This window comes from Rhodococcus sp. PSi06, assembly GCF_054960675.1.
On record NZ_JBHNYO010000014.1, the window covers coordinates 62,656 to 85,612 of the forward strand.

The 22,957-nt window shown below is 63.2% G+C and carries 23 protein-coding genes; 4 read left to right on the forward strand and 19 right to left on the reverse strand.

Translation table 11 applies throughout. The features are described from left to right. Positions 1-57 precede the first annotated feature (57 nt). The 9 genes from ACFI9K_RS18390 to lpdA form a co-directional block, all read right to left on the reverse strand. Entirely contained in the window at positions 58-1,002 is a 945-nt protein-coding gene (locus ACFI9K_RS18390) for an MlaD family protein (RefSeq protein ID WP_462664830.1), read from the reverse strand. Next, positions 999-2,021, reverse strand: a complete 1,023-nt coding sequence (locus ACFI9K_RS18395; RefSeq protein ID WP_462664831.1) for an MlaD family protein — start codon at positions 2,019-2,021, stop codon at positions 999-1,001. The genes ACFI9K_RS18390 and ACFI9K_RS18395 overlap by 4 nt, the downstream gene beginning before the upstream one ends. Next, positions 2,018-3,145 (reverse strand): MCE family protein, encoded by a 1,128-nt coding sequence (locus ACFI9K_RS18400; RefSeq protein WP_462664832.1) that lies wholly within the window; start codon positions 3,143-3,145, stop codon positions 2,018-2,020. The genes ACFI9K_RS18395 and ACFI9K_RS18400 overlap by 4 nt, the downstream gene beginning before the upstream one ends. Further along, complete coding sequence (locus tag ACFI9K_RS18405; RefSeq protein ID WP_462664833.1) at positions 3,145-4,182, reverse strand: MlaD family protein; 1,038 nt, start codon at positions 4,180-4,182, stop codon at positions 3,145-3,147. The genes ACFI9K_RS18400 and ACFI9K_RS18405 overlap by 1 nt, the downstream gene beginning before the upstream one ends. Next, entirely contained in the window at positions 4,179-5,174 is a 996-nt protein-coding gene (locus ACFI9K_RS18410) for an MCE family protein (RefSeq protein ID WP_462664834.1), read from the reverse strand. The genes ACFI9K_RS18405 and ACFI9K_RS18410 overlap by 4 nt, the downstream gene beginning before the upstream one ends. Positions 5,175-5,179: 5 nt before the next feature. Continuing rightward, positions 5,180-6,220 (reverse strand): MlaD family protein, encoded by a 1,041-nt coding sequence (locus tag ACFI9K_RS18415; protein WP_462664835.1) that lies wholly within the window; start codon positions 6,218-6,220, stop codon positions 5,180-5,182. 2 nt (positions 6,221-6,222) lie between these two features. Continuing rightward, positions 6,223-7,095 (reverse strand): MlaE family ABC transporter permease, encoded by an 873-nt coding sequence (locus ACFI9K_RS18420; protein ID WP_462664836.1) that lies wholly within the window; start codon positions 7,093-7,095, stop codon positions 6,223-6,225. Between the two features lie 8 nt (positions 7,096-7,103). After that, positions 7,104-7,844, reverse strand: a complete 741-nt coding sequence (locus ACFI9K_RS18425; protein WP_462664945.1) for an ABC transporter permease — start codon at positions 7,842-7,844, stop codon at positions 7,104-7,106. A 468-nt stretch (positions 7,845-8,312) separates the two neighbouring features. Beyond that, positions 8,313-9,728 (reverse strand): dihydrolipoyl dehydrogenase, encoded by a 1,416-nt coding sequence (lpdA, locus tag ACFI9K_RS18430; RefSeq protein ID WP_222093942.1) that lies wholly within the window; start codon positions 9,726-9,728, stop codon positions 8,313-8,315. A gap of 115 nt (positions 9,729-9,843) precedes the next feature. On the opposite strand from lpdA, the gene ACFI9K_RS18435 reads away from it, so the two are divergent. Further along, complete coding sequence (locus ACFI9K_RS18435) at positions 9,844-11,877, forward strand: prolyl oligopeptidase family serine peptidase (protein WP_462664837.1); 2,034 nt, start codon at positions 9,844-9,846, stop codon at positions 11,875-11,877. 2 nt (positions 11,878-11,879) lie between these two features. On the opposite strand, the gene ACFI9K_RS18440 is transcribed toward ACFI9K_RS18435, so the two are convergent. The 3 genes from ACFI9K_RS18440 to ppk2 all read right to left on the reverse strand — a co-directional run bounded on the left by ACFI9K_RS18440 (position 11,880) and on the right by ppk2 (position 15,720). After that, positions 11,880-12,851: an alpha/beta hydrolase gene (locus ACFI9K_RS18440; RefSeq protein ID WP_462664838.1), complete on the reverse strand. Its 972-nt coding sequence runs from the start codon at positions 12,849-12,851 to the stop codon at positions 11,880-11,882. 223 nt (positions 12,852-13,074) lie between these two features. Beyond that, positions 13,075-13,908, reverse strand: a complete 834-nt coding sequence (locus tag ACFI9K_RS18445) for an alpha/beta hydrolase family protein (RefSeq protein ID WP_462664839.1) — start codon at positions 13,906-13,908, stop codon at positions 13,075-13,077. An 867-nt stretch (positions 13,909-14,775) separates the two neighbouring features. After that, positions 14,776-15,720, reverse strand: coding sequence for a polyphosphate kinase 2 (gene ppk2 / locus ACFI9K_RS18450; protein WP_462664840.1), 945 nt, complete (start codon positions 15,718-15,720; stop codon positions 14,776-14,778). A 283-nt stretch (positions 15,721-16,003) separates the two neighbouring features. Here ppk2 and ACFI9K_RS18455 point away from each other — a divergent pair, with 283 nt between their 5' ends. After that, positions 16,004-16,210, forward strand: a complete 207-nt coding sequence (locus tag ACFI9K_RS18455; protein WP_462664841.1) for a PspC domain-containing protein — start codon at positions 16,004-16,006, stop codon at positions 16,208-16,210. A gap of 83 nt (positions 16,211-16,293) precedes the next feature. Here the strand turns inward: ACFI9K_RS18455 and ACFI9K_RS18460 are convergent, their stop codons facing one another. From ACFI9K_RS18460 to ACFI9K_RS18470, 3 genes are all read right to left on the reverse strand, one after another. Then, a complete protein-coding gene (locus ACFI9K_RS18460; RefSeq protein WP_462664842.1) occupies positions 16,294-16,449 on the reverse strand; it encodes a hypothetical protein in 156 nt (51 codons plus the stop codon). Positions 16,450-16,589: 140 nt separating this feature from the next. Next, positions 16,590-16,733 carry a hypothetical protein gene (locus ACFI9K_RS18465; RefSeq protein ID WP_462664843.1) on the reverse strand — a complete coding sequence of 48 codons (144 nt, stop codon included), beginning with the start codon at positions 16,731-16,733 and terminating at the stop codon, positions 16,590-16,592. A 95-nt stretch (positions 16,734-16,828) separates the two neighbouring features. Further along, a complete protein-coding gene (locus ACFI9K_RS18470; protein WP_462664844.1) occupies positions 16,829-18,241 on the reverse strand; it encodes a glucose-6-phosphate dehydrogenase in 1,413 nt (470 codons plus the stop codon). Between the two features lie 60 nt (positions 18,242-18,301). Between ACFI9K_RS18470 and ACFI9K_RS18475 the strand changes: the two genes are divergently transcribed. Beyond that, positions 18,302-18,904 (forward strand): hypothetical protein, encoded by a 603-nt coding sequence (locus ACFI9K_RS18475; RefSeq protein ID WP_462664845.1) that lies wholly within the window; start codon positions 18,302-18,304, stop codon positions 18,902-18,904. On the opposite strand, the gene ACFI9K_RS18480 is transcribed toward ACFI9K_RS18475, so the two are convergent. Beyond that, positions 18,901-19,473 (reverse strand): isochorismatase family protein, encoded by a 573-nt coding sequence (locus ACFI9K_RS18480; protein WP_462664846.1) that lies wholly within the window; start codon positions 19,471-19,473, stop codon positions 18,901-18,903. The genes ACFI9K_RS18475 and ACFI9K_RS18480 overlap by 4 nt on opposite strands. Positions 19,474-19,494: 21 nt before the next feature. Between ACFI9K_RS18480 and ACFI9K_RS18485 the strand changes: the two genes are divergently transcribed. Further along, positions 19,495-20,301 (forward strand): MOSC domain-containing protein, encoded by an 807-nt coding sequence (locus ACFI9K_RS18485; protein ID WP_462664847.1) that lies wholly within the window; start codon positions 19,495-19,497, stop codon positions 20,299-20,301. Here ACFI9K_RS18485 and ACFI9K_RS18490 read toward each other — a convergent pair. Genes ACFI9K_RS18490 through ACFI9K_RS18500 form a run of 3 tightly spaced genes read right to left on the reverse strand, consistent with a single transcriptional unit; the run spans position 20,266 to position 22,953 of the window. Then, positions 20,266-20,586 carry a hypothetical protein gene (locus ACFI9K_RS18490; RefSeq protein WP_462664848.1) on the reverse strand — a complete coding sequence of 107 codons (321 nt, stop codon included), beginning with the start codon at positions 20,584-20,586 and terminating at the stop codon, positions 20,266-20,268. The two genes, ACFI9K_RS18485 and ACFI9K_RS18490, sit on opposite strands and share 36 nt — an antisense overlap. Before the next feature lie 56 nt (positions 20,587-20,642). After that, positions 20,643-21,527, reverse strand: a complete 885-nt coding sequence (locus ACFI9K_RS18495) for an asparaginase (RefSeq protein ID WP_462664849.1) — start codon at positions 21,525-21,527, stop codon at positions 20,643-20,645. Next, positions 21,520-22,953, reverse strand: a complete 1,434-nt coding sequence (locus tag ACFI9K_RS18500; RefSeq protein WP_462664850.1) for an amino acid permease — start codon at positions 22,951-22,953, stop codon at positions 21,520-21,522. Before ACFI9K_RS18500 ends, ACFI9K_RS18495 begins: the two co-directional genes overlap by 8 nt. Between the last annotated feature and the right edge of the window lie 4 nt (positions 22,954-22,957).

Genomic DNA, 22,957 nt, shown 5'->3' on the forward strand with positions numbered 1-22,957 from the left:
CGGGTGTCTCCAATGTCGGGAAGGTATTCGGCGGATCGGGTACATCGGTGAGTGCGGTCAGTTGGGGATCGTCACTGCCACGCGAGCAGGTCCGCCCTGAGGGAAGGTGCCTCCGAGCAGGTCGATGATCTTGCCTGCATCCACACGAAGCGGCTTGATCGGTGCGGTGTAGGGCTTCAACAGAGTGGCGATCAGGGCGAGGTCTGGAGATGTCGGGGTCAGGTAGCTGTCGATTTTCGTGATGAGAGGTCCTATCGGGTCTTTCCAGACATCCGAGGCGACGTAGGAGTATTGCTCGAAGCCCTGCAGCAGACTCGATACGCCTTCCCCTGTCGATCCCACCCACGGCCCCGCGTCGCTGAGCACCGGCCCGTAGCCGTAGGCCTTCCGCCCCAGTTGTTGGGCGTTGTCGTACAGGTGCTGAATTTCGGCCCGCTTGTCGTGCAACGTCAGAGCCAGAAGGCGGAAGGTCGAAACGAGATTGTCGATATCGGGATCGCGCCCGTCGACCGCTCGCGCCGCCGTGTCCGCCAGACCGCCGAGCGCCGAGGTATCGATTTGGGCAACAAGGGCATCCACCTTGCCGAGGGTGTCGCTGACCGTCGCAGATACCACGGTCCGATCGACGTCGATCACCGCACCGTCGGACAGGTACGGCCCGCCGGGATGTCGTGGGCGGATGTCGAGGTACTGCTCCCCCGCCGCCGACAGATTGGCGACGACGACATCGGAGTCGACCGGGATCTCGTGGGCCGCATCGAGAGCCAACGTCACATCGAGACCCTCGGCGGTGACGGCGATGTTCTCGACCTTGCCCACCTTCATCCCGCGCGAGGTCACCTGCGAGGTGTCCATCAGCCCGCCGGACGAGGCGAGCCGCACTGTGACGGAGTTGTATTCGCGCCGCGGATCCATGTCGAGAACACCGACGGTCATGTATCCGACTCCCGCCACGGTCAACAGCAGCAGGCCCACGAGTGAGAAGACGGTGGATCTCGTCATCGGACGATCCCTATCGATCGAAGTACACCGATCATGTCGTCCGCACGCGCACCCGGGTCGTCGGGTCCCGAAACCGACGCGATCCGAATGTTCGGAGTTGCGGAGAAGAACGGAACGAGTCGCTCACGCAGTAGCGCATCGACTTTCGCAACGTTCATCGGAACGGTGGTGTCGGCTCGCGAGACCGTCATGATCGCCGGCAGGATGATGCCGATTGCTCCGCTGAGTTCCTCGTAGGGGGGTCCGAGCACATCACCGACGTTCTGCGACATGTACCCCAGCGCAAAGATGAGGTTGACGACGGAGAACAACACTTCGGACAGTCCCTCCGCTCGAGACGGACCCAGATCGAGCACGCGGGTCAGTCCCGACTCCTGGGTGACGATGGTGTTCGAAACCCCCTCTGCCGCAGCCAGTATGCGATCGATGTCTGCGGTGTTGGATCCGAGATCGGAGATGGCCGCTCGTGCCGCGGTGTTGACGCGGTCGAACACCAGCGGATCCTGCGGCACGGCCGCGTTGAAATTGTTCACCGCTTCCTGCAGTTCCACGACATGACCACCGGTCACCACATTGGACAACCCGCGCAGAACGTCTTCCACATTGTCTGCGGGGACGGTGTGATCGAGAGGAATGACATCCCCGTCGACCAGGACCGCAGTGCTCGATGTGTCTTTCGGAGGTTGCAGCGATATGTAGATCTCACCCAGGATCGTGCTCTGTCGCAGTTCGGCGACGGTGTCCCTGGGCAGCGAGACGTTCGCTGCGAGATCCACTGTGGCGACGGCTCTGTCGTCGTCGAGCGTGACGTAATCCAATACCCCGGCTTCCACGCCGTCGACGATGACCTTCGCCTTTGCGGGCAGGTTCAGCACGCTGGCGAATTCGATGTCCACGGTGTACTTGTCGCCGTCGACGTAACTGCCGGGGATGGGTAGATCGGCCGGGTTCGCACTGCACCCGGCGATCGATACCGCGGATGCGAGCACCAACGCCGCCACTGTCGTAGTCCTACTCATCGCCATCCCGCCGATCCCAGAATCAACTGCACCAGTCCGACGTCGATGACGTCGCCGCGCTGCTGATCGGCGGAGCAGGTGGGCCGATACTTGTTGATCAACGCGCAAATCTCGTTCGGTGACGCCGTCGCGATTTCGAATTGCGGTGGGTGGTACGTCAATCGGCCGGCCCGAAGGTCTTCGTCGTACATCGTGACGAGTGCGTCGCTGACGGCGGGAACTTGTTCCAGAATGTCCTTGATGTCCCCGACGCGGCCCAGACCGACGTCGACGATCGGAATGAGCTGATCGAGGAATCCGTAGATCTTGTCACCGTACTTGTCCAGCTGACGGGCGAGCACGGGAATGAGCTCGACCGACAAACCCACGGCACCGCTGAATTCAGTGGTGAATTCCGTCAGGGTGATCATGCCGGCTTTGAGATTGTCGAGCAGTTTCGCCACGTCCGGCCAATTGACGGCGAAGACGTCGACGAGCTTGTCGATGTTGTCGATCAGTCGCCGCACGGTCGCGTCGCGATCGGTCGGCTCCCCGGCCAGCACCGACAGTTGTTGGATTGCCGAATTGACCTGCGGCCCCGAGCCGTCGAGTGCACCGTCGATCGACCGCAGCGCATCACCCAGAATTTCTTTGCGTTTGCCGTTCTCGTCGGCGGGCCCGAGTAGGTCGGTTGCCAGCTTGGACACCGCATCGAACGTCTCGCTCACCCCGAGCGGTGTTCGGGTGCGCTCGAGAGGAATGCACTCACCACGATCGAAGGTCGGGCCCTCCGTGTAGGGCTCGGTGAATTCGACGTATCGATCGGTGACGATGGACGAGGACATCGTCACCGCTCCGACGTCGGCGGGCAACGACACGTTCTCGTCGACGTCCATCGTCACCAGCACCCCGCCGGACACACTGTCGTCGCTGGAAATGGACGTCACCGTTCCCACGTCGATGCCGAGCATCTTGACCGAGTTTCCTTCGTACAATCCGACCGTGTCGGTGAATTCGGCACACACACTGGACGTTCGAGTCGTGACGTCGACGACCCCGCTGGCCGACGCGGCGGTTGCGGCCAGGGCGACGATCCCCACGAGGGATACCCCGACGACGACCGGACGAGACACTCTTGCGCGCATCAGCACGCCTTCCCGGGAAGTGGCACACACACGGTGGCACCGCGCACGACGCTCTGGGACTGATCGATCACGGGACCGTCCTGATTCCCGTTCGCCACCAGAGTCGAAATCTGGTCCGACGCAGTTTTTATCTGGGTCAGCGCCGAATCGAAGTTCCCGAACTGTGCGAATGCCTTCTGGACTATTTCTTCGAGCTGCACCACCGAAGGTTCCACTCCGTCCGCGTAGGCGACCAACGGTCGATGGAACAGCTCGAACAGCCGCTTCAGCAGATCGAACGCACTGACCACGGACGTACGCTTGTCGCCGAACCCCTTGGTCAACGTTCCGAGTTGGCGCACCAGCTCGTCGAGCATGAGCTGATCGGACGACAGCGCCGCGGTGTACTCGTCGGACACGGCAAGACCGCGCTCGAGTTGTTCGGAACGCTGCGCAATCAGGTCGGTCAACTGGGTGAGGTTGTCGACCACTCGACGCGTGGACTCGGGTTGAACAGTGAGGGCTTTGTCCACCTCGGCGACGGTCGCGCGGAGCGTGGCACCGTCGACGTCCCTGATCAACGGTGTCGCCTGTTCCAGTGTGGCAGACAGATCGAACGGAGTCTTGGTGCGCTCCTTGGGAATCGCCGCTCCGTCCAGCGGCCGATCGCCGGTGGGATCGAGCTTGACATAGTGGCCACCGATGGGCGTCAGCAGTTGCACCGAGACACTGGAAGTATCGCCGACGAAGACGTCACGGTCGATTCCGAACGTCACGTCCACGTGGTCACCGGCCAGAGCGACCGTCCGGACGCTACCGACGCCGATGCCGGCGACTCTGATCTCGTCACCGGACGCCAGGCCGCCGGACGTACCGAAATGTGCGGTGTACGTCTTCTCCCCCAACGGCACCGCGTACACGGCACCGGCCGTGAGCAACAATGCTCCGGTGACGCCCACGCCGACCACACCCCACAGCAGATGACGACGATTCTCCGATTGCTCGTCGCGCACGCCCTTGCGTAGCGTCGTGGAACGCCCGCTCTGTTTGCTCGTCATCGGCACACCACCAGCTTCTGATTGCCGAGAACGATCTGTCCGATCCCCGGAATGTCCTGTTGCCCTTGACTACACGTGTAGGTCTCGCCGGGCCCTGGGATTCGCTGATTCAGCGATGTCAGCAGGGACGGCGCAAGTGCGAGCAATTCCGTCACCTGATCGGTCTGTGGAATCAACCGGCGTAGCGCCCCATCGACCGGCGCGTAGCCACCGTCGTAAGCGTCCCGAAGTTGCTCGGCCAGCCCCACCAGTGGGCCCAGACCGTAGTTGGCCTGGTCGAGGGACGACAACACGTGCTCCATCTCGGTACTGAGCCGCGAGACCAGCGACGTGAGCTGCTCCACGAGGCTCGCCACCGACGCGGACTTGCCGCCGATGGTCTGCGAGATCCGCCCGAGGTTGTCGATGAGCAGGGCGATGATCGCTTCACGCTGGTTGGCGAACGTGGTGATCGAGTCGATGTCCTTCAATACCGGTGCGATGCCACTGCCGTCGCCCTGCACCATGCGAAGTATGTTCTCGCCGAACAGGTTCAATTGGTCGGTGTCGAGGGTGTCGAAGATCGGTTGGAACCCGTCGAACAGCTCGGTGATGTCGAAGGAGGGCACCGTGTTGTCGAGTGGGATGGCCGATCCGGCGGGCATGACCTCCCCGGTGGCCGTGCCGACCTGCATCAACTCGACATAGCGTTGGCCGAGCAGGTTCTGGTACCGCACCGCGGCCTGCGTCGTGTCGTAGACCGCTCGATTGCTTTCTATATCGAACGTGACCATGGCGGTGGTGCCATCGAGTTCGACGGCGTTCACCTTCCCGATCTGCACTCCGGACATCCGCACGTCGTCGCCCTCGTACAAGCCCGACACGTCGTCGAACGAGGCAGTGTAGATCGAGGTGGGTCCCGAGACCGGCGTCCGAAGCGCTGCCACGACAACGTATCCGCACACCAGAACGACCACCGTGAACACTGCCAACTTGATGGCGGTTCCGCGCACCTTGATCACTGTCCGGCCTCACTTCGGTAGGCCGCCACCGAGTCCGCGAGATTCGGCATGGTCGCGGCGATGACGTCGAGTTGAAGCTGCGGGGCACCGTCGACGAGCGGGAACGCATCGGCTACCCCGTCGAGCACCGCCGGAATGCGGTCGTATGCCGGTGCGAGGGTGCCCAGAGAAGCGGTGATCGGGACCAGCAGATCCAACGTGGTCGACAACAGTTTCGTCAGATTGGGGTTGTTCGTCTCGAGCATCTTGCCGAGTGGATAGAGCAGTTCGTTGCTCAGACCGTCGATCGCGTCGAGCGTGCGCTTCCGGTTGTCAATCGGCTCGTAGTAGGCGCTGTTGTCCACCACGCCCACCACCAGATCCAGCAAGGGCGGAACCAGATCGTCGATGCCCTGGCCCAGTTCACCGCCGCGATGCAATTTCAGTGACAGTGGGTCGATCTGGTTCTCGGCGAGCAGTCGGGCAGTATCGAAGTACGGCTTCAGGTTTCCCGATATGTCCGACGAAATTCGGGCCAGCAGATCACGGAGCCGGTCGACCTGATCGGAGTCGAGCACCTCGGTGAGCGCTGCCACTCGCCGAAACACACTGGTGACCGTCACGTTGGCAGAATCGGGAGCGATCACGAGAGTCGAGTTCTCCGGCAACGCCGAACCGGTGCCGTCGGAAAGAAGTTCGATCGCCGTCGAGCCGAAGATGTTCGAGGACGTGAACTGCGCCTCGGTAGTATCGGTCAATTCCTTCGATTGCGCTGCGTTGATGGACAGTTCGAGTCGCTGACGACCGAAGCCGAGAGTCTCGACCTGCTCCACCGACCCGATCGCCAACCCACGAAATTTCACTTCCGCGCCGGACGTGAGACCGTCGCCTACGGTGGCCGCATCGACGGTCAGATCGAAGGTCGAGTCGAAGTAGCCGCGCGCGTAGGCGGTGAGCAGCACAGCGACGACGGCGATGAGCGCCACCACCGCGATGCCCCTCGTCCGCAGAGTCGCAGGGCCGGCCGACCTGCCCGACAAATCCTCGAACACTGCCATGACTACCCCGAAATCCTTATGCCGGAATCGAATCCCCAGAGCACGATCGTCAGGATCATGTCCAGCACCACCACCGAAATCAAACTTGCCCTGATCGCGCGACCCGACGCGCGACCGACGCCCTCGGGGCCACCGGATGCGTAATAGCCCTGATAGCCGTGGATCACGATGACGGTGATGACGAAGATCGTCGCCTTGAGCAGCGACCACACCACGTCCAACGGCTGGAGAAATGCGGTGAAATAGTGCTCGTAGGTACCGGATGACTGTCCGTTGAACACATTGACGATCACCTGGCAGGAGAGGTAGCTGAGAATCAGTGTCAGCAGATACAGCGGCACGATCGTGACGATGCCGGCGATCACGCGTGTGGTGACCACGAACGGGATCGACCTGATGCCCTGGGCTTCGAGAGCGTCGATTTCCTCGGAGATCCGCATCGCGCCGATCTCGGCGGTCATTCGGCAACCGGCCTGTGCGGCGAATCCGATGGCCGCCACCATCGGAGCAAGTTCCCTCGTACTGGCGTAGGCGGAGACGAAACCGGTGAGCGGCTCCATGCCGACCATGCCGAGGCTGTTGAACCCTTCGATTCCGATCGAGGCACCGAGCGCGACGCCCAGCACGATCAACACCGAGACGGTTCCCCCGCCGACGACGAGAGCTCCACTACCCCAGGTGATATCGCTCAGAATGAGGAGCATCTGCCTGCGGTAGGTGCGGACGGTGTGTGGAATCGCGGCAAGGACCTGCACGCAGAACGTCAGTTGATGGCCGAGCGATTGCAGCAGCAGACCGGGTCCCCGAACTACACGTCGCGTGTAGTGGGCCGCGACACGGGTGCCGTACGGACTGTGCCGGGAGGGAGTCGACATCGGTGTCTCTATCCGATCTTCTGCGGCATGAACATGACGACCAACTGGGTGATGACCACGTTGACGGTCGACGCCGCGATCACACCGATGACGACGGTGGCGTTGACCGCATTGGCCACGCCGCGCGGACCGTCGACGGCGGAGAAGCCGCGCTGGCAGGCGACGATCACGACGATGACCCCGAAGATCTCGGCCTTGATCAGTGCCACCACGAGGTCACCGACGGACGCGAAGGAACCGAACGAGGAGATGTAGCTGCCAGGAGTCCCACCTTGGAAGCCGACGTTGATCACGTAGCCGGCGGTGATCCCCATGAAGATGATCAGAATGCACAGCAACGGCGCGACGAACAGAATCGCGGCCAGGCGCGGCACCACCAGGCGGCGCACCGGATCGATGCCCATGGTCTTCAGAGCGTCGATCTCGTCGCGAATCGTGCGAGCTCCCAGGTCTGCGGCGATGGCCGATCCGGCTGCGCCGCCGAGGAGCAGCGCCGCGACGATAGGCGCCCCCTGGCGAATGACGCCGAGCCCACCTGCGGCCCCGGCGATGGAGGTGGCACCGACCTGATCGGTCAGCGAACCCACCTGAACCGAGACGATCACGCCGAACGGAACGGACACCAGAATCGCCGGAACTGCCGTGACGGTGACGACGAACCACGCTTGCTCGATCGAATCGCGCCACGGATGACGAAGTCGTGCGATGTCGCCGAACAGATACGTGAACGCATCGAGAGCGAGTTCCAGAGCCTGTCCGAACGTACGAAACCCCGACGACACCCGCGATCGCGGCGCGCCCGAGACACTCGAACGAGTCGACAACGCAGCTCACCCCCACCCCTGAAAAGCAAGACGCCCCCGCTGCCTCGCTGCTCACACCGAACCCCTCGGTGTGTCGCACAGAAAATTATCAGCCGCAGACGACGCGAGTTGACGTTTTCCTCAGTGAGAGGCATATGAGTATTCACAAGATCGTTGCGCCGTCGCCGTGGTGAAGATCGAACCAGCACAAAAGCTTTACTGATACTTTGACAAACAGACCGATCAGACCCGGAGCAACACAGCGCCTTATCCGGCCACGCGGTGTAATCGGTGACGTGGCGTCGAACATCAAGGGCAGATTCGATCACTGGCGGAAGTCGTAGCCTGCACAACAACGAGAAACGGCGGCGACCACCGAAGTGGTCGCCGCCGTGGGGTGTTCTACGGCACAGATCAGAAGTTGATCATGTGGCCTGCAAGGCCGTGGATCGCTTCCTGCAGTGCCTCCGACAGAGTCGGGTGCGTGTGAACGTTGCGAGCCAACTCGTTGACCGTCAGGTCCCATTTCTGGGCCAGGGTCAGCTCGGGCAGCAGCTCCGAGACGTCCGGTCCGATGAGGTGACCGCCGAGCAGTTCGCCGTGCTCGGTATCGGCGATGAGCTTGACGAAGCCGGTCGCGTCGCCCAAGCCGTGCGCCTTGCCGTTGGCCGCGAACGGGAAGTTCGCGACCTTGATGTCGGAGCCACGGGCCTGCGCTTCTTCGCGGGCCTGATCCTCGGTGAGACCGAAGCTGGCGACCTGCGGCTGGCAGAACGTCGCGCGCGGCATCATGCGGTAGTCGTCGATCGGCAAAGTCTCTGCGCCGCCGATGGTTTCGGCAGCCACCACGGCCTGAGCCTCAGCCACATGGGCGAGCTGGAGCTTGGCCGTGACGTCGCCGATGGCGTAGATGTGCGGAACGTTGGTCTGCATCGTGTTGGTGATCCCGATGGCTCCGCGGTCGGTGAGCTCGACGCCGGTCTTCTCGAGGCCGAACCCTTCGACGCGGGGTGCGAAACCGACGGACTGCATCACCTTGTCGACGGTGTAGGTCTCGGTCTCACCGGACTTGTTGTGCTTGATCTCGACGGTGACCTTGGAGCCGTCGTCGTCGATGCTTTGCACACCCGCGCCGGTTACGACCTTGACGCCGAGCTTCTTGTACTGCTTCTCGATTTCCTTCGAGACGTCCTTGTCCTCGTTCGGGAGCGCGCGATCGAGGAACTCGACGATGGTGACGTCGACTCCGTAGTTCTTGAGCACGTAGCCGAACTCCATGCCGATCGCGCCGGCACCGACGATGAGGATCGAACCGGGCAGATCCTTGGTCATGATCTGCTCTTCGTAGGTGACGACGTTCTTGCTCAGCTCGGTTCCCGGGAGCAGCTTGGTGGTGCTGCCGGTCGCGATGATCGCGTTGTCGAACGTGATCGTCTCGGTGCCGCCCTTGGTCAGCTCGACCTCGATGGTGTTGGCGTCGGTGAACGTGCCCTGGCCGTCGTACTCGGGGATCTTGTTCTTCTTCATCAAGAAGTGGATGCCCTTGACGCGGCCGTCCGCGACCTTGCGGCTGCGGTCGAAGGCTGCGCCGAAGTCGAAGGATGCTTCGCCCGAGATACCGAACAGCTTTGCCTCTTTCGTGAAGAGGTGCGCCAGCTCGGCGTTACGGAGAAGGGCCTTCGAGGGGATGCAGCCGACGTTGAGGCAGACACCGCCCCAGTACTTCTTCTCGATGATGGCGGTGCTGAGTCCGAGTTGTGCCGCGCGGATAGCAGCGACGTACCCACCGGGACCGGCTCCGAGGACAACGACGTCATAGTGTGAGGTCACGAGTCCCCAGCGTAGTCGTGCCATCCGACACTGTCTCGACCTGGTCTTCGTTACCCGCCGGTAGCCTCGCGGTTGCCGACCGACCCTACGGCCCGCCTGCTGCTAGAACTGTGGAATGGCAATTTCGGACGACCCGTACCTCTGGCTCGAAGACGTCACCGGCGAGCAGGCTCTGAACTGGGTCCGCGATCGCAACGCGATGACCACCGAGACCCTCGCCGGCGAGGGATTCGACGCCACCGAGTCCCGTATCCGAGAAGTCCTCGACACCGACGCTCGTATCCCCTACGCACGCCGTCGAGGGCGGTTCCTCTACAACTTCTGGCGCGACGGCGAGAACGTCCGCGGCCTCTGGCGTAGAACCACGATGGACGAGTACCGCAAGGACGAGCCGGCGTGGGACGTCCTGCTCGATCTCGATGCCCTGGCCGCCGACGAAGGCGAGAACTGGGTGTGGGGCGGCGCTCAGGTACTGCGCCCCGATCAACGGCTGGCGCTGGTCACCCTCTCGCGCGGCGGGGCCGATGCCACCGTGGTTCGTGAGTTCGACGTCGAGTCGCGCACGTTCCGCGCCCCGGAAGACGGCGGGTTCGCCTTGCCCGAGGCCAAGACCGACATCGGCTGGATCGATGCCGACACCGTCTTCGTGGGAACTGACTTCGGGGACGGATCGCTCACCGAGTCGGGCTACCCGCGGATCACCAAGCGGTGGCGGCGCGGCACTCCCCTCGACGAGGCCGACACCGTCTTCGAGGGTGCGCCGCAGGATATCTCGATCTCGGCCTGGCACGACCGCACACCGGGATTCGAGCGAGATTTCGTCCAGCGAGCCACCGACTTCTACAACTCCGAGACCTACGTGCTCGACGGGTCCGCGTTGACCCGGATCCCCACGCCTACAGACGCATCGACGTCGGTGCACCGCAACTGGTTGCTGGTTCGGACCATGACTCCGTGGACGGTCGGCGACACCACCTACCCGGCCGGCGCACTCCTGGCCGCCGACTTCGCCGAGTTCATCTCCGGCACAGCAACTCTGTCCGCGCTGTTCACTCCCGACGAGCACACATCACTGCATCAGTACGCGTGGACCGAGAACCACCTGCTGCTGGTCACGCTGCAGAACGTTCGCACTCGGCTGCATGTGCTGACACCGAGCGAAAACCGCTGGGATACAACGACGGTCGACGGACTGTCCGAGTTGACCTCGACCGAGATCATCGGCACCGACGCGGAAGAAAACGGGGACGAGTTCTTTCTCACCTCCTCCGGCTATCTCACTCCGGCGACGCTCCTGGTCGGCACGGTAGGAGCCGAACTCGAGATACTCAAGCAGGCCCCGGCGTTCTTCGATGCCGACGGTATGACGGTGGAGCAGTTCTTCGCCCGCTCGGACGACGGAACATCGATCCCCTACTTCGTCGTTCGCCGCGTCGACGCCGGGCCGGGTCCGACGCTGCTCTACGGTTACGGCGGCTTCGAGATCTCGATGACCCCCGGATACAGCGGCGCAACCGGGCGGGCCTGGCTCGAGCGCGGCGGAACCTACGTCGTGGCCAACATCCGCGGCGGCGGTGAGTACGGACCGTCCTGGCACACCCAGGTTCTGCGTGCCGGACGCCATCTCGTGCACGAGGACTTCGCCGCCGTCGCACGGGACCTGGTGACCCGCGGCATCACCACCACCGCGCAGTTGGCAGCACAGGGTGGAAGCAACGGCGGCCTGTTGATGGGCATCATGGAAACCAAGTACCCGGAACTGTTCGGGGCGTTGGTCTGTCAGGTACCGCTGCTGGACATGAAGCGTTACCACCTCCTGCTCGCAGGCGCCTCCTGGGTGGCCGAATACGGTGACCCCGATGATCCGGACGAGTGGGAGTTCATCTCGCAGTACTCCCCGTACCAGAACGTGGTGGCCGCGGCGGAGCGTCGATACCCGCCGATCCTGATCGCGACGTCGACGAGAGACGACCGCGTCCACCCCGGGCACGCTCGCAAGATGGCCGCCTTACTGGCCGAACTCGGCCAGGACGTGAGCTACTACGAGAACATCGAAGGTGGACACGGCGGGGCGTCGGACAATGCGCAGTTGGCCTTCAAGACGGCATTGACCTACGAGTTCCTGTGGCGACACCTCGGGAGTCGTTGACGTCAGTCCGCGAGAGCCTGCTCGAACATGGGCCACGAATTGTGAAGGTCGTCCTGCCAGTACCCCCACGAGTGCGTACCACGGTCCCGTAGCTCGAAATGAGCTGGGATATCGAGCTTTTCGAGCGCGCTCTTCAGGCGACGGGTGCAGTCGCTGGTGGCGACCTCGATCGCGCCACCCACCACCATCTGGTTGAGCAACACGAATCCAGGGCCGTTGGGGTTCGTGCCGTCGAGGGTGTCCGATGCGCCTGCCAGGCCGCTGCCGTTGGAGATGTACAGCGCTGTTCCACGCAACTTCTCGGCGTTGACCACTGCATCGTTGCGAGTCCAGTCGGGATCACTGTCCGGGCCCCACATGTTGGTCACGTCGGTTCCGAGAGCCAACGACGCGACGGTTTTGACGTAGGCGCGGCCCAGCGGGTCGGTAGTCGAGGCGCAGCCGCTGTAGGAGCCGACCGCGCGAAACAACCCCGGGTTGTGGGCGGCCAAATTGAGCACCGACGTTGCAGCCATCGATATTCCGGCAATGACGTTGCGTCCATCGGTCTTCAGCAGCTCGTCGACGAGAGGCGGCAGTTCGCGGGTGAGGAACGTTTCCCACTTGTTCCGACCGAGGACGGGATCGTCGTGCTGCCAGTCCGTGTAGTAGGAGTACGCCCCTCCCACCGGGGTGACGACGTTGACGTTCTTGTCGGCAAGGAAGGACACGACATCGGTTTGGGTGTACCAGTCCATTCCGTCCACACCGCCACCCGCCCCATTGAGCAGATACAGCGTGGGGCTCGGTGCCGCCCGGTCGGGTGAGCGCAAAATTTTGAGAGGAATCGTTCGATCCATCGCAGCCGAGTGCACGAACGCGGTCATGGCCACGTCACCGGCATCCTCGGTGCTCACCACGTAGGACGAAGTCGACGGAATCGACAATGGGTCGACGGGCGTCGCGTTCGCGACTGGATGCACCACTGCCGTCATGCATGCGGCAGCACACAGGACAACAACTCTGCGTGCTGCAAACGACCCGGTGAACCTGGCCCTGCCCCTGAGTCGACGAATCGAAGCCCCCACGCCGTCCATAGTCGTGCCCACTAACCTCGCCGAACAATTGTTGGTTCAACAGCTTTCTACACCAAAACGGACCGAACGTATGTAGAAATTCGAAATAGTGGGCGGAAAGACGAAAGTTAATTTAAGTGACCTACTTGCGCATCCACTCGTCGACAAGGTCTGCCACCGCGGTGGGGTTACGAATCCAACCGTTGTGACCGAGGGGCTCGTCGACATGCTTCGAGGTGACGTCGGCACGTACGAGCTTGCGGACGAGGTTGTCCATCGAGCCGCGCGGCGCCAGGTCGTCACCCTCGATGGTCACCGCGAGCACCGGGAGGGTCAGCCGGCCCATGCGCTCCTCGTAGTCCATGTCCGCGCCGGCCGGCTCGATCGATCCGGTGCGCGCGAACCGGGACCAGTCGTCGATGAGAACGCGTGATTGACGACCGAAGCCGCCGATTCCGATTCGATCCCCCGGCCAGAACCCGGCGATACTGCTGGTGATCGCCATGGCGGCGGCACCGAAGTACAGCGGGACGCCGCGGGTGGTGCCGAAACCACGGTGATACGGCGATCCCGACGCCACCAGTATCAATCCGCCGAGCCTGCCCCGGATGCGCGCGGCGTACATGGAACCGAGCTGTCCACCCATACTGTGACCGAGAAGGTACGGCGTCGCCTCCGGGAATTGCTCCCGAACCACCTCGAAGATCGCCGGAAAATCGACCGAGACCAATTCTTGGTAGCCGTACCGACTTGCCGAACTCGGTTTCGGCACACTGTCGCCCTGGCCGCGGAGGTCGCCTATAGCGGCGTGAAATCCACGTGCGACGAGTGCCTCGGCGAACAAGCGATAGTAGCCGCCAGGAATACCGAGGCCGGGAAGGACGACGATCACGGGAGCATCGTCACGACCCTCGCCGGGGAAGAGCGACACCGGCACCGTCGAACCGTCGGGCATTTGGATGGGAACCGTGAGCATCGGCCCACCCTAAGTGGTTGGGCGATTGCCAGCAGCACTGGATTGCCGAGGCACACGGTGCACCGTTCGAAAGACTACTGGCCGTGTCCGCGTGATCCACGCGAAAACGGCCGACGAAGAACTGAGGTCGAAACGGGGTGAAGATTACGTCCGGTGGCGAGCCAACGGCTACGTCGATCCACGCGACGCTACCGCCGAATCGATACCGCTACGGTCACACTCTTGAAGCACCAGCTGTAGATACGACGAACCGGGCCCGACGGCGTCGGGCCCGGTTCGCGGTGTCATCAGAGGCTTGGGAGATCCGGTACATCGACAATGGGGCCGCTGTCGGCGCTTCCGGAGGCGAGAAGCTTGAGCAGCAGAAGCAGCAATTCCATGGGAACTCCTTGACGAGGGGGATGTGCAGATCGAAGGTGACGGTCGTCACTCGATTTCCTCTGCAAGGAGATTTCTACCCGGTGAGATCACGTTCTGTACACACAATTGATACTAAAAGTCGAAAATCTTGGTGAGCTATCACAAAACGGTCACGAAGACGTCGAGCGCCGCGGCCGCCCCCCGACGGCGACCGCGGCTGTGACGCACGACTATGCGGCGCTACCCGACGTCAGCACGCCGACGATCTGATCGACGATCGCGTCGACGATGCCGTCGTAGACGCCGGTGGCGATGTCGGTGAAGAACTGTGCTGCTGAACCCATGAGTACTCCTGATGCTCGTGTGTACGTACAGCCGTAGGTAATACGACCTCCTTCGTTCTTACCCCACGCTCAGGTCCGGTGCAGAACGCGGCACGAAGTCGAGACCCGGATGTTGTACGGCTGCACCAGCTTCGCCGAGCAAACGCCTGCTCAGACGCCGAAACTATTCTCCGATCACGTCTTTCGCGCGACCGACGAGCAGCGGGTCGGTTTCACCGACGATTTCGGGATCCTTGTTGGCATAGTCGAACTTGTTGAGCACGAATCGCATTGCATTGATGCGGGCGCGCTTTTTGTCGTTGCTCTTGACGACGGTCCACGGTGCGACGTCGGTGTCGGTAGCGCGAAAGTTCTCTTCCTTCGCTGCGGTGTACGCATCCCACTTGTCCAGCGATGCGAGGTCCATGGGCGAGAGTTTCCATTGCCGAACCGGGTCGACCTGCCGGATCGCGAAGCGAGTGCGCTGCTCGTGCTGCGACACCGAGAACCAGAATTTGGTCAGACTGATGCCCTCGTCCACCAACATCTGCTCGAACAGCGGTGCCTGCCTCACGAACTGGGCGTGCTGTTCGTCGCTGCAGAAACCCATCACGCGCTCCACACCGGCCCGGTTGTACCAGGACCTGTCGAACATCACGATCTCGCCGGCGGCGGGCAGATGTGCGATGTAGCGCTGGAAATACCATTCCGTGGACTCGCGGGCCGACGGCTTCTCCAAGGCGACGACGCCGGCACCGCGCGGGTTCAGGTGCTCCATGAATCGCTTGATGGTGCCGCCCTTACCGGCAGCATCACGGCCCTCGAAGACGATGACGTGACGACGCCCGGTCTCCTTGGTCCACATCTGCAGCTTGAGCAGTTCGATCTGCAGAAGGCGCTTCTCGAGGTCGTATTCCGCCCGGGTCATACGCTCGTCGTACGGGTAGTTCTCACGCCAGGTGTCGACGACGTGCCCGTCGGGAACCGTCAGCAGCACGGGGTCGTCGTCATCGGAGTCGTCGACGGTGAAACCCGAGGTGTCGGCAAGATCCACGGCCGTGGTGACGTCGAGCAGGCTGCTCAGATCGGTGCGTGATGCCTCACCGTTGCGAAGATCGTTGGCGGTCATGCGCCGAAAGTTAGTGCTGCTGGGTGACCGGCCGATGGCGATTCGGTGAACACCCCGCGCAGACAATGGTGCATCGGCAACGCGTCCGGCCCGCAAGGGGGACGGACCGGACGCGTCCGATCGATCCGACCGTAAACCTCTCGGCAACATCGGGTCCAGCGTCTGCGCCGAAAAAGTCTTCGAACTTGTTCGGCGACCCGTTGTGAGACTGTTCGCTTATCGGGGTCGATATGGGTGAAAGCCCTGATGTGCCGAAAGCCATTGATGACGCAGACTTTTCACCATGACATTCGAGAGCGGTTCACCCAGAGAGTTCACCCGGTCCAGTTCGCAGAAGATGATCGGAGGTGTGTGCGGCGGCATCGCAGATTACTTCGACTGGGACGTCAACGTCGTCCGACTGGCCACCGTCGCCGGAGCGGTCCTGACCGGCGGCACAGTAGTCCTGATCTACCTCGCGGCTCTGATGCTGATGCCGCGCCGCCCGTGACCGACCGCATCGACAACAGAAAGGCCTCGCACCTCGACGAGCGAGGAGCGAGGCCGCTTCCGTGAGACTCTTCGACTCAGGGTCTAGCTGGAGCCGAAACTACCGGTGCTGTCGCCGAGTAGACCGTCGAGAAGACCATCGAGCAGGCCGTCGGTGATAACGCCGGTGATGGGGTCGAGGATGCCGCCCTCTTCACCGCCACCGAGAATTGGCAGCAGTCCGGTGATGAGTTCCCACATGAGTTTGTTCCCTTTCGATGGCACGCGCGTGACCTGAGTATTCGTCTGCCCAGGCGACAGCAACATAGCGTTCCAGCAGGAATCCCGTCCATCGTTTCGGACAAAAAGGACCTAACGACTGTTTGGGCCGCCCGATCCGACTAGCTGGAACCGAAGCTACCGGTGTTGCTGCCCAGCAACTCCCGCAAGAATCCTGCGGGCGTGAAGATGTCGTTGAAATGCTCGTCGGCAACCGCCGTCACGGCATTGTCGAGCAACGAGTGGACAAGATCGAACAACTGCATGTTTCTGCCTTTCACCGGTATTTCGTGTGAATTTCCACGGACCATTCAACCTCCACAGCTCCTGCAACACAGTCGGTCGATCGAACGGTTGTCGCTCAGTCCTCGCTCTTCCCGGTGATCAACCAACCGCAGGGTGCCGCAAGGTCGTCGGCCGCGGCGGGTCCCATCGAACCGGGTGCGTAACTCTGCACCGTCGGCGGATTGTCCAACAACGGTGCGGCCACGTCCCACACGTGTGCCAAGCCGTCGGGCCGAGTGAACAGCGAACGATCGCCGCTGAGCACGTCGAGAATCAGGCGCGCGTACGGGCTGAGCGGCTCGGCATCGGGCACCGACTCGAGTGGGAGCGCCAGGTGTCCGACCGACAGGTCGAAATCGGGACCCGGCTCCTTGACCGTCATGGCGATGTCGATGCTGCCGTCGCCGGAGAGGTCGAACGAGAGCACCGCGCCGTCCTCCGGCAGCTCGCCCAGCGGACTATCGGCCGGCTTGCGGAACACCAACGAGACGCGCTGTTGGCTCACCCCCAACATCTTTCCGGTGCGGAGCAGAAACGGAACTCCGCGCCAGCGATCGGTGTCGACCCACAGCTTCGCGGCGACGAACGTGTCCACCTCCGAATTCTCGTCGATGCCCTCGACGTCGCGATACCCGTCGTACTGCCCCAGGACCACCTCGGCCGTGTCGAGCGGGCGGAACTTGCCGATCACTTCCTCGCGAGCGGACTGTAGGTCCTCGGCATCCAGCGACGCCGGCGGTTCCATCGCCACTTCGGCCGCAACCTGGAACAGGTGCGTTACCAGCATGTCCAGTACTGCCCCGGTGGCGTCGTAGAACTCGGCGCGGTCGTCGATGTCGAGTGTCTCGGGCACATCGATCTGTACCTGGGAGACGTGCTCGGCGTTCCAGATGCCACTGATCATTCCGTTGGCGAACCGCAGTACGTGCAGGTTCTGGGTCGCTTCCTTACCGAGGAAGTGGTCGATTCGGTAGACCTGCTTCTCGTCCACCACCTCGTGGACGGCCTTGTCGAGTTCCTCGAAGTTCTTCTGCGAGGTGCCGAAGGGCTTCTCGTAGACCACTCGGGCACCGTCGGCGAGATCGTGTGCGCCGAGGGCCTTGGTGTAATCGACGAAGGTGCTCGGCGGCAACGCGATGTAGTGCACCAGCTGGGCGTCGTCGCCGATGTCCTTTTTCGCCTCCGCGACGACGTCGGGCAGCGTGCCTGGATCGTCGACGGTGAAGCCGTTGCCCGCGAAGCGGATTCGCTCGGAGAACGTCGACCAGTCGCCCTCGGAGACGTTCTCGGCGAACTCGTCGAGCACGCTGCGTACATGGTCACGAAACTCGTCGTCGGACGAGTCCTTGCGACCGTTGCCGATCAGGACCCATTTCTCGGGCAGCAGCCCTTCGAGATGAAGTTGGTAGAACGACGGCAGGACCATTCGCTTCGCGAGGTCTCCGGTTGCGCCGAACAGGACGAATACAGTGGGTTGCGAGGACGCCATGACCTCCACTATGCACCGCCCGGATTGGGAGCGCACAGTGCCGACGAGGTGAGGGTCACGATGAACAGATCACGGTTTCACGGAGAGATCTACGGGGTAGGTACGACGTCTGGTGTGCGGATCGTCGTCGGGCATTGGACGCGGTCCCCGCTCGGAGAATTCACCGACGTCATGATTCAATTCGCGGACGGCCGCCGCCTGCTCGTGGCTCCGAACGAGCAGGTGCGTGAGTTCGTCACGGCCACTTACTCGTTCGACTCCACCGAACTCGTCCCCGTCACCTTCTCCGCGCAGTCCGACGGGTGGAGGTCCATCGTCGCCGGAGATCTGTCGGTGCGCATTCGAGTGGCCGGACCGACGTTCCTCGGCCGCGCCCTGAGCCTCGTGCCCGATGCGGTGTCGACGGCACCGTGGTTCTGCGCGATCAGCGACCCCATCGCCCGAGTGATACTGCGCGGAGTGCGCACCCGTGGCAGCGCCGGCGGCGGTCGACGCGAGTACTACGGTGCGCGCGGCCAACATCGCGTCACCGATGTCACGGCATCGTGGCAGGGCGAGGACCTCGGGACCCTCACCCCGGTCACTCCCCCTGTGACCTTCGGCTTCGGCAGCACCCCCGCGGCACCGTCGGTCACCACGATCACGACGACGATCGACTCTTAGACCACTGCTGCTCCGACTCCGCGCAATTCGTCGAGGGCTGCTGCCGAGGTCTCGGGCGCAACTCCCGCAACCAGATCGGCGAGAACACGGACCTCGAAGCTTCCGGCTACGGCGTCCTTCGCCGAGGCCAGCACGCAGTAGTCCGTTGCCAGTCCGACGACGTCGATGTCGGTGACCTCGTTGGCGGACAGGATTTCGGCCAGGGGCGTCCCGTCCTCGGTGACGCCCTCGAACGCCGAATAGGACGGTTTGCCCTGACCTTTGTAGACGTGCACGTCCACGGAACCGGTCACGTAGTCAGGGTGATACTCGGCTCCGACCGTGCCTGCGACGCAGTGCACCGGCCACGTGGAGACGAAATCGGGAGCGGCATCGGTGGCGAAGTGCCCGCCGTTGTCGCCCTCGGCGTCGTGCCAATCGCGCGAGGACACCACGAGGTCGTACTCGTCGCCGTGGCGCGCGAGGTACGCGCTGATCTTGCGAGCGACCTCCGCACCACCGGTCACCGCGAGCGCGCCGCCCTCGGTGAAATCGTTCTGCACATCCACTACCAACAGAGCACGTGTCATGGAGCCCAGTATCCTCGACGCGTGCGCATATCGTCTCTCGTCACCTACCCCGTCAAGGGATGTGCAGGTGTCGTTCTCGATTCTGCCCAGGTCAGTGCCACCGGCCTCGAACACGATCGAGCATTCATGGTCGTCGACGCGGACGGCGCTTTTCGCAGTCAACGCACCGACCCCGTCCTCGCGGTCGTTCGCTGCTCGGTAGCGGGCGGGGAACTCACTCTCGACCATGCGGCGACGGGTTCGGTGACCGTGTCCGTCGATCGGGACTCCGCGTCGCGCGACATCACCATGTTCCGCACACCGATGCACGGAGTCGATCAGGGCAACGACGTCGCCGCCTGGCTCACCGAAGTGATCGGAGAACCGTCGAGGCTGGTCGCCGCCCCACGCGACCACGGCCGAGTCACCGATGGAATCTCGCCCGGTTCAGCGCAATTCGCCGACAGCGCCGCCGTGCACATCCTCTCGACCGCCACGCTGGCCGGTCTCAACTCCCGACTCGACGTCGCACTGCCGATGGATCGGTTTCGCCCCAACATCGTCGTCGACGGCTGGGACGAACCGCATCGGGAAGACGAGGTCCGCGACGTTGCGATCGGGTCCACTCGCCTCGCGTACACCAAGCTGGCAATCCGGTGTGCCGTCACCACGGTCGAGCAGACCACCGGCGAACGCGGCGGCCCCGAGCCCCTGCGCACCCTCGCCGGCTACCGCCGCGCACGACAGAAGGGCGTGGCCTTCGGCGCGAAGTTCTCGGTGCTGCAGAACGGCACCGTGTCGGTCGGCGACGAACTACGCGTCGAGACCTGGGGCGAGTCGGAGCTGTAGCTCGAACGGCATGTGATTGGCCCAACCGTTGCGAGCGCGCAGCGAAAGCTGCTGCCCTGCTTGCACGGTCACCGTTCGTCGGCCGGTGCCCAGCGCAGCGTGAGTGCCGCGATACCGGATGAAGGCGGTGAGCTCGTGACGGCCCGGTTCGAGCGGATAGGTCGACGGCTCGGTCCACGACTGTCGATGTTCGACACCGTCGATCGTGACGAACGGCCGCGCCAGTGTGCGTACCAACGACGCGTTCACCCAGTGCGGAGCGAATTCGATCTCGATGGTGCCCATAGCCCGAGGGTACTGACCTCATCGCCCACTATTGCCGTCTGCACACGGTTTTCCGCCTACGCGAACGAATTGTGGACCGTCACGTCAGTGGCTCCGGTGGCGAGGAGCGCGGCCAACTGAATGCGTGCCTGTCCTGCTCGTAGTTCGCGCGAGAACACCGCCCCTGCATCGACCAGATCGTGTCCACCGCCGCCGCCGCCGTAGGTCGCCGAGGTCTCGCCGAACGGCACCCGCGTCGTGACGACCACGTGCACCCCGGCATCCACCGCGTGCGTCACCGCTTCCACGACACCGGCATTGGTGTTCCCCGACCCCAGCGCCTCGAGCACGATGCCCGACGCCCCGGCCGCGCGCGCGGCGTCGATCTGGACACCGTCGGCACCCGGATACAGGGCGACGATGTCGATTCGAGTCTGCGCAACAGGCTTCCACTGCAGGGGTTTCGGTCGAGGGAGAGCGGCCGAGCGAAACGCATCGAGCTCGGTGGTGTGCTTCTTGATCGCACCGCGAGCGTGCAGCAACCGTCCGCCGAAAGCGATCAGTACACCGTGTTCGGACTGCGCGGCCGCCACCGCCGCGGCGATGTTGCCCGGCCCGTCGGGGTCCGGGTGATCGGCCGTGCGCTGCGCACCGGTGAACACCACCGGGCGTGCGTCGTCGTGGAACAGATCGACGTACAGCGCGGACTCCTCCATGGTGTCGGTGCCGTGCAGCACCACCACTCCCACGCAGCCCTCTTCGGCCAGGGCATCGACCACTGCAGTGCGAATGGTGTCGAGGTCCGCGAAATCCAGAGCGGAGCTGTCCTTCGACATCACCTCATGCACCCGAACACCGTCGAGATCGATTCCCACACCGGCCACCGGCCGAGAGACCCCGTGCTCGTCGCGACTACTGGCGATCGTGCCACCGGTGGTCAACAACGAAACGAACTCAGCCATTACGTGCGGCCACCTCTCGAATCCTGTTGCGGCACAAGTACCAACCGCCGACCAGCATCGGCGCGATCAGTAGGATCGACGCCACCGTCCAGGTTCCCACAGGTTTGTCGAAAGCCATCAGCACAAGTACACACGCCAGAAAGCCTAGCGTTGCGTATCCGGTGTACGGAGCACCGAACAAGCGGAACGCCGGTCTGGTCACTGCTCCACTCTTCGACAGTGACCAGAATTTGAGCTGACACGCCACGATCACGGCCCAGGCGCTGATGATGCCGAGCGCGGCGAGATTGAGCACGATCTCGAACGCTTGCGCAGGAACGACGGCGTTGAGCACAACGCCGAGCAACGTCACCACCGAGGTCAGTGCGATGCCGCCGTAGGGCACACCCGACTTGTTCATCCGAGCAGCGAATTTCGGTGCCGATCCGGCGACGGCCATCGAATGCAGGATGCGCCCGGTGGAGTACAGACCGGCATTGAGCGAGGACAGTGCCGCAGTGAGGACGACGAGGTTCATGATCGCGTCGGCACCCTCGACGTCGATGGCTCCGAAGAACGTCACGAAGGGACTCTCGCCCGCCTGATAGGCGGTGTACGGCAGCAGTAGCGAAAGCAGCAGCACCGAGCCGACGTAGAACACGACGATGCGGACGATGACGGTGTTGATCGCCTTGGGGATGACCTTCTCGGGGTTCTGCGTCTCCCCGGCTGCGGTACCGACCAGCTCGATCGAGGCGTACGCGAACACGACGCCCTGGATCACGACGATCGCCGGTAGCAGTCCGTTGGGGATGAGACCGCCGTTGTCGGTGAGCACACTCAGCCCCGGCTCCTGCCCGTCGATGGGTGTGCCGAAGATGACGTAGTAGGTGCCGATAGCCAGGAACGTCACCAGCGCAACGACTTTGATCAGTGCGAACCAGAATTCGAGCTCACCGAAAACTTTGACCGACACCAGGTTCAACCCGAGCACGAGCACCAGGCCGGCGAGCGCGAACACCCATTGATCCACGTTGCCCAGTGGAGCCCAGTACTTCTTGAAGAAGTTCATGTACAGCGCCACGGCGGTCACGTCGACAACCGCCGTCATCGCCCAGTTCATCCAGTAGAGCCATCCGGCCGCGAAAGCGACCTTCTCGCCGAAGAATTCACGCGAGTACGAGACGAACGATCCCGACGTCGGGCGGTGCATCACCAGCTCACCCAACGCGCGCAGGATCAGGAACGCGAAGAATCCACACAGCGCGTAGACCAGAACCAGCGCGGGCCCGGCGTCGCGCAGCCGGCCACCGGCCCCCATGAACAGTCCGGTGCCGATCGCGCCGCCGATGGCGATCATCTGAATCTGGCGCGGAGCCAGTTCTTTTCGGTATCCCAGATTCTCTTCCGTGAAGGCCTGCTTCTGGGTCGGGTTCTCTGTGCTCATCGCG

Coding starts and splice junctions, on each gene's coding strand:
- ACFI9K_RS18390 (WP_462664830.1), bottom strand. CDS start 1,002: ATGACGAGATCCACCGTCTTCTCACTCGTGGGCCTGCTGCTGTTGACC.
- ACFI9K_RS18415 (WP_462664835.1), bottom strand. CDS start 6,220: ATGGCAGTGTTCGAGGATTTGTCGGGCAGGTCGGCCGGCCCTGCGACT.
- ACFI9K_RS18480 (WP_462664846.1), bottom strand. CDS start 19,473: ATGACACGTGCTCTGTTGGTAGTGGATGTGCAGAACGATTTCACCGAG.
- ACFI9K_RS18465 (WP_462664843.1), bottom strand. CDS start 16,733: ATGCAGTTGTTCGATCTTGTCCACTCGTTGCTCGACAATGCCGTGACG.
- ACFI9K_RS18455 (WP_462664841.1), top strand. CDS start 16,004: ATGACATTCGAGAGCGGTTCACCCAGAGAGTTCACCCGGTCCAGTTCG.
- ACFI9K_RS18420 (WP_462664836.1), bottom strand. CDS start 7,095: ATGTCGACTCCCTCCCGGCACAGTCCGTACGGCACCCGTGTCGCGGCC.
- ppk2 (WP_462664840.1), bottom strand. CDS start 15,720: ATGACCGCCAACGATCTTCGCAACGGTGAGGCATCACGCACCGATCTG.
- ACFI9K_RS18460 (WP_462664842.1), bottom strand. CDS start 16,449: ATGTGGGAACTCATCACCGGACTGCTGCCAATTCTCGGTGGCGGTGAA.
- ACFI9K_RS18475 (WP_462664845.1), top strand. CDS start 18,302: ATGAACAGATCACGGTTTCACGGAGAGATCTACGGGGTAGGTACGACG.
- ACFI9K_RS18470 (WP_462664844.1), bottom strand. CDS start 18,241: ATGGCGTCCTCGCAACCCACTGTATTCGTCCTGTTCGGCGCAACCGGA.
- ACFI9K_RS18490 (WP_462664848.1), bottom strand. CDS start 20,586: ATGGGCACCATCGAGATCGAATTCGCTCCGCACTGGGTGAACGCGTCG.
- ACFI9K_RS18395 (WP_462664831.1), bottom strand. CDS start 2,021: ATGAGTAGGACTACGACAGTGGCGGCGTTGGTGCTCGCATCCGCGGTA.
- ACFI9K_RS18400 (WP_462664832.1), bottom strand. CDS start 3,145: ATGCGCGCAAGAGTGTCTCGTCCGGTCGTCGTCGGGGTATCCCTCGTG.
- ACFI9K_RS18445 (WP_462664839.1), bottom strand. CDS start 13,908: ATGCTCACGGTTCCCATCCAAATGCCCGACGGTTCGACGGTGCCGGTG.
- ACFI9K_RS18440 (WP_462664838.1), bottom strand. CDS start 12,851: ATGACGGCAGTGGTGCATCCAGTCGCGAACGCGACGCCCGTCGACCCA.
- ACFI9K_RS18495 (WP_462664849.1), bottom strand. CDS start 21,527: ATGGCTGAGTTCGTTTCGTTGTTGACCACCGGTGGCACGATCGCCAGT.
- ACFI9K_RS18500 (WP_462664850.1), bottom strand. CDS start 22,953: ATGAGCACAGAGAACCCGACCCAGAAGCAGGCCTTCACGGAAGAGAAT.
- ACFI9K_RS18405 (WP_462664833.1), bottom strand. CDS start 4,182: ATGACGAGCAAACAGAGCGGGCGTTCCACGACGCTACGCAAGGGCGTG.
- ACFI9K_RS18435 (WP_462664837.1), top strand. CDS start 9,844: ATGGCAATTTCGGACGACCCGTACCTCTGGCTCGAAGACGTCACCGGC.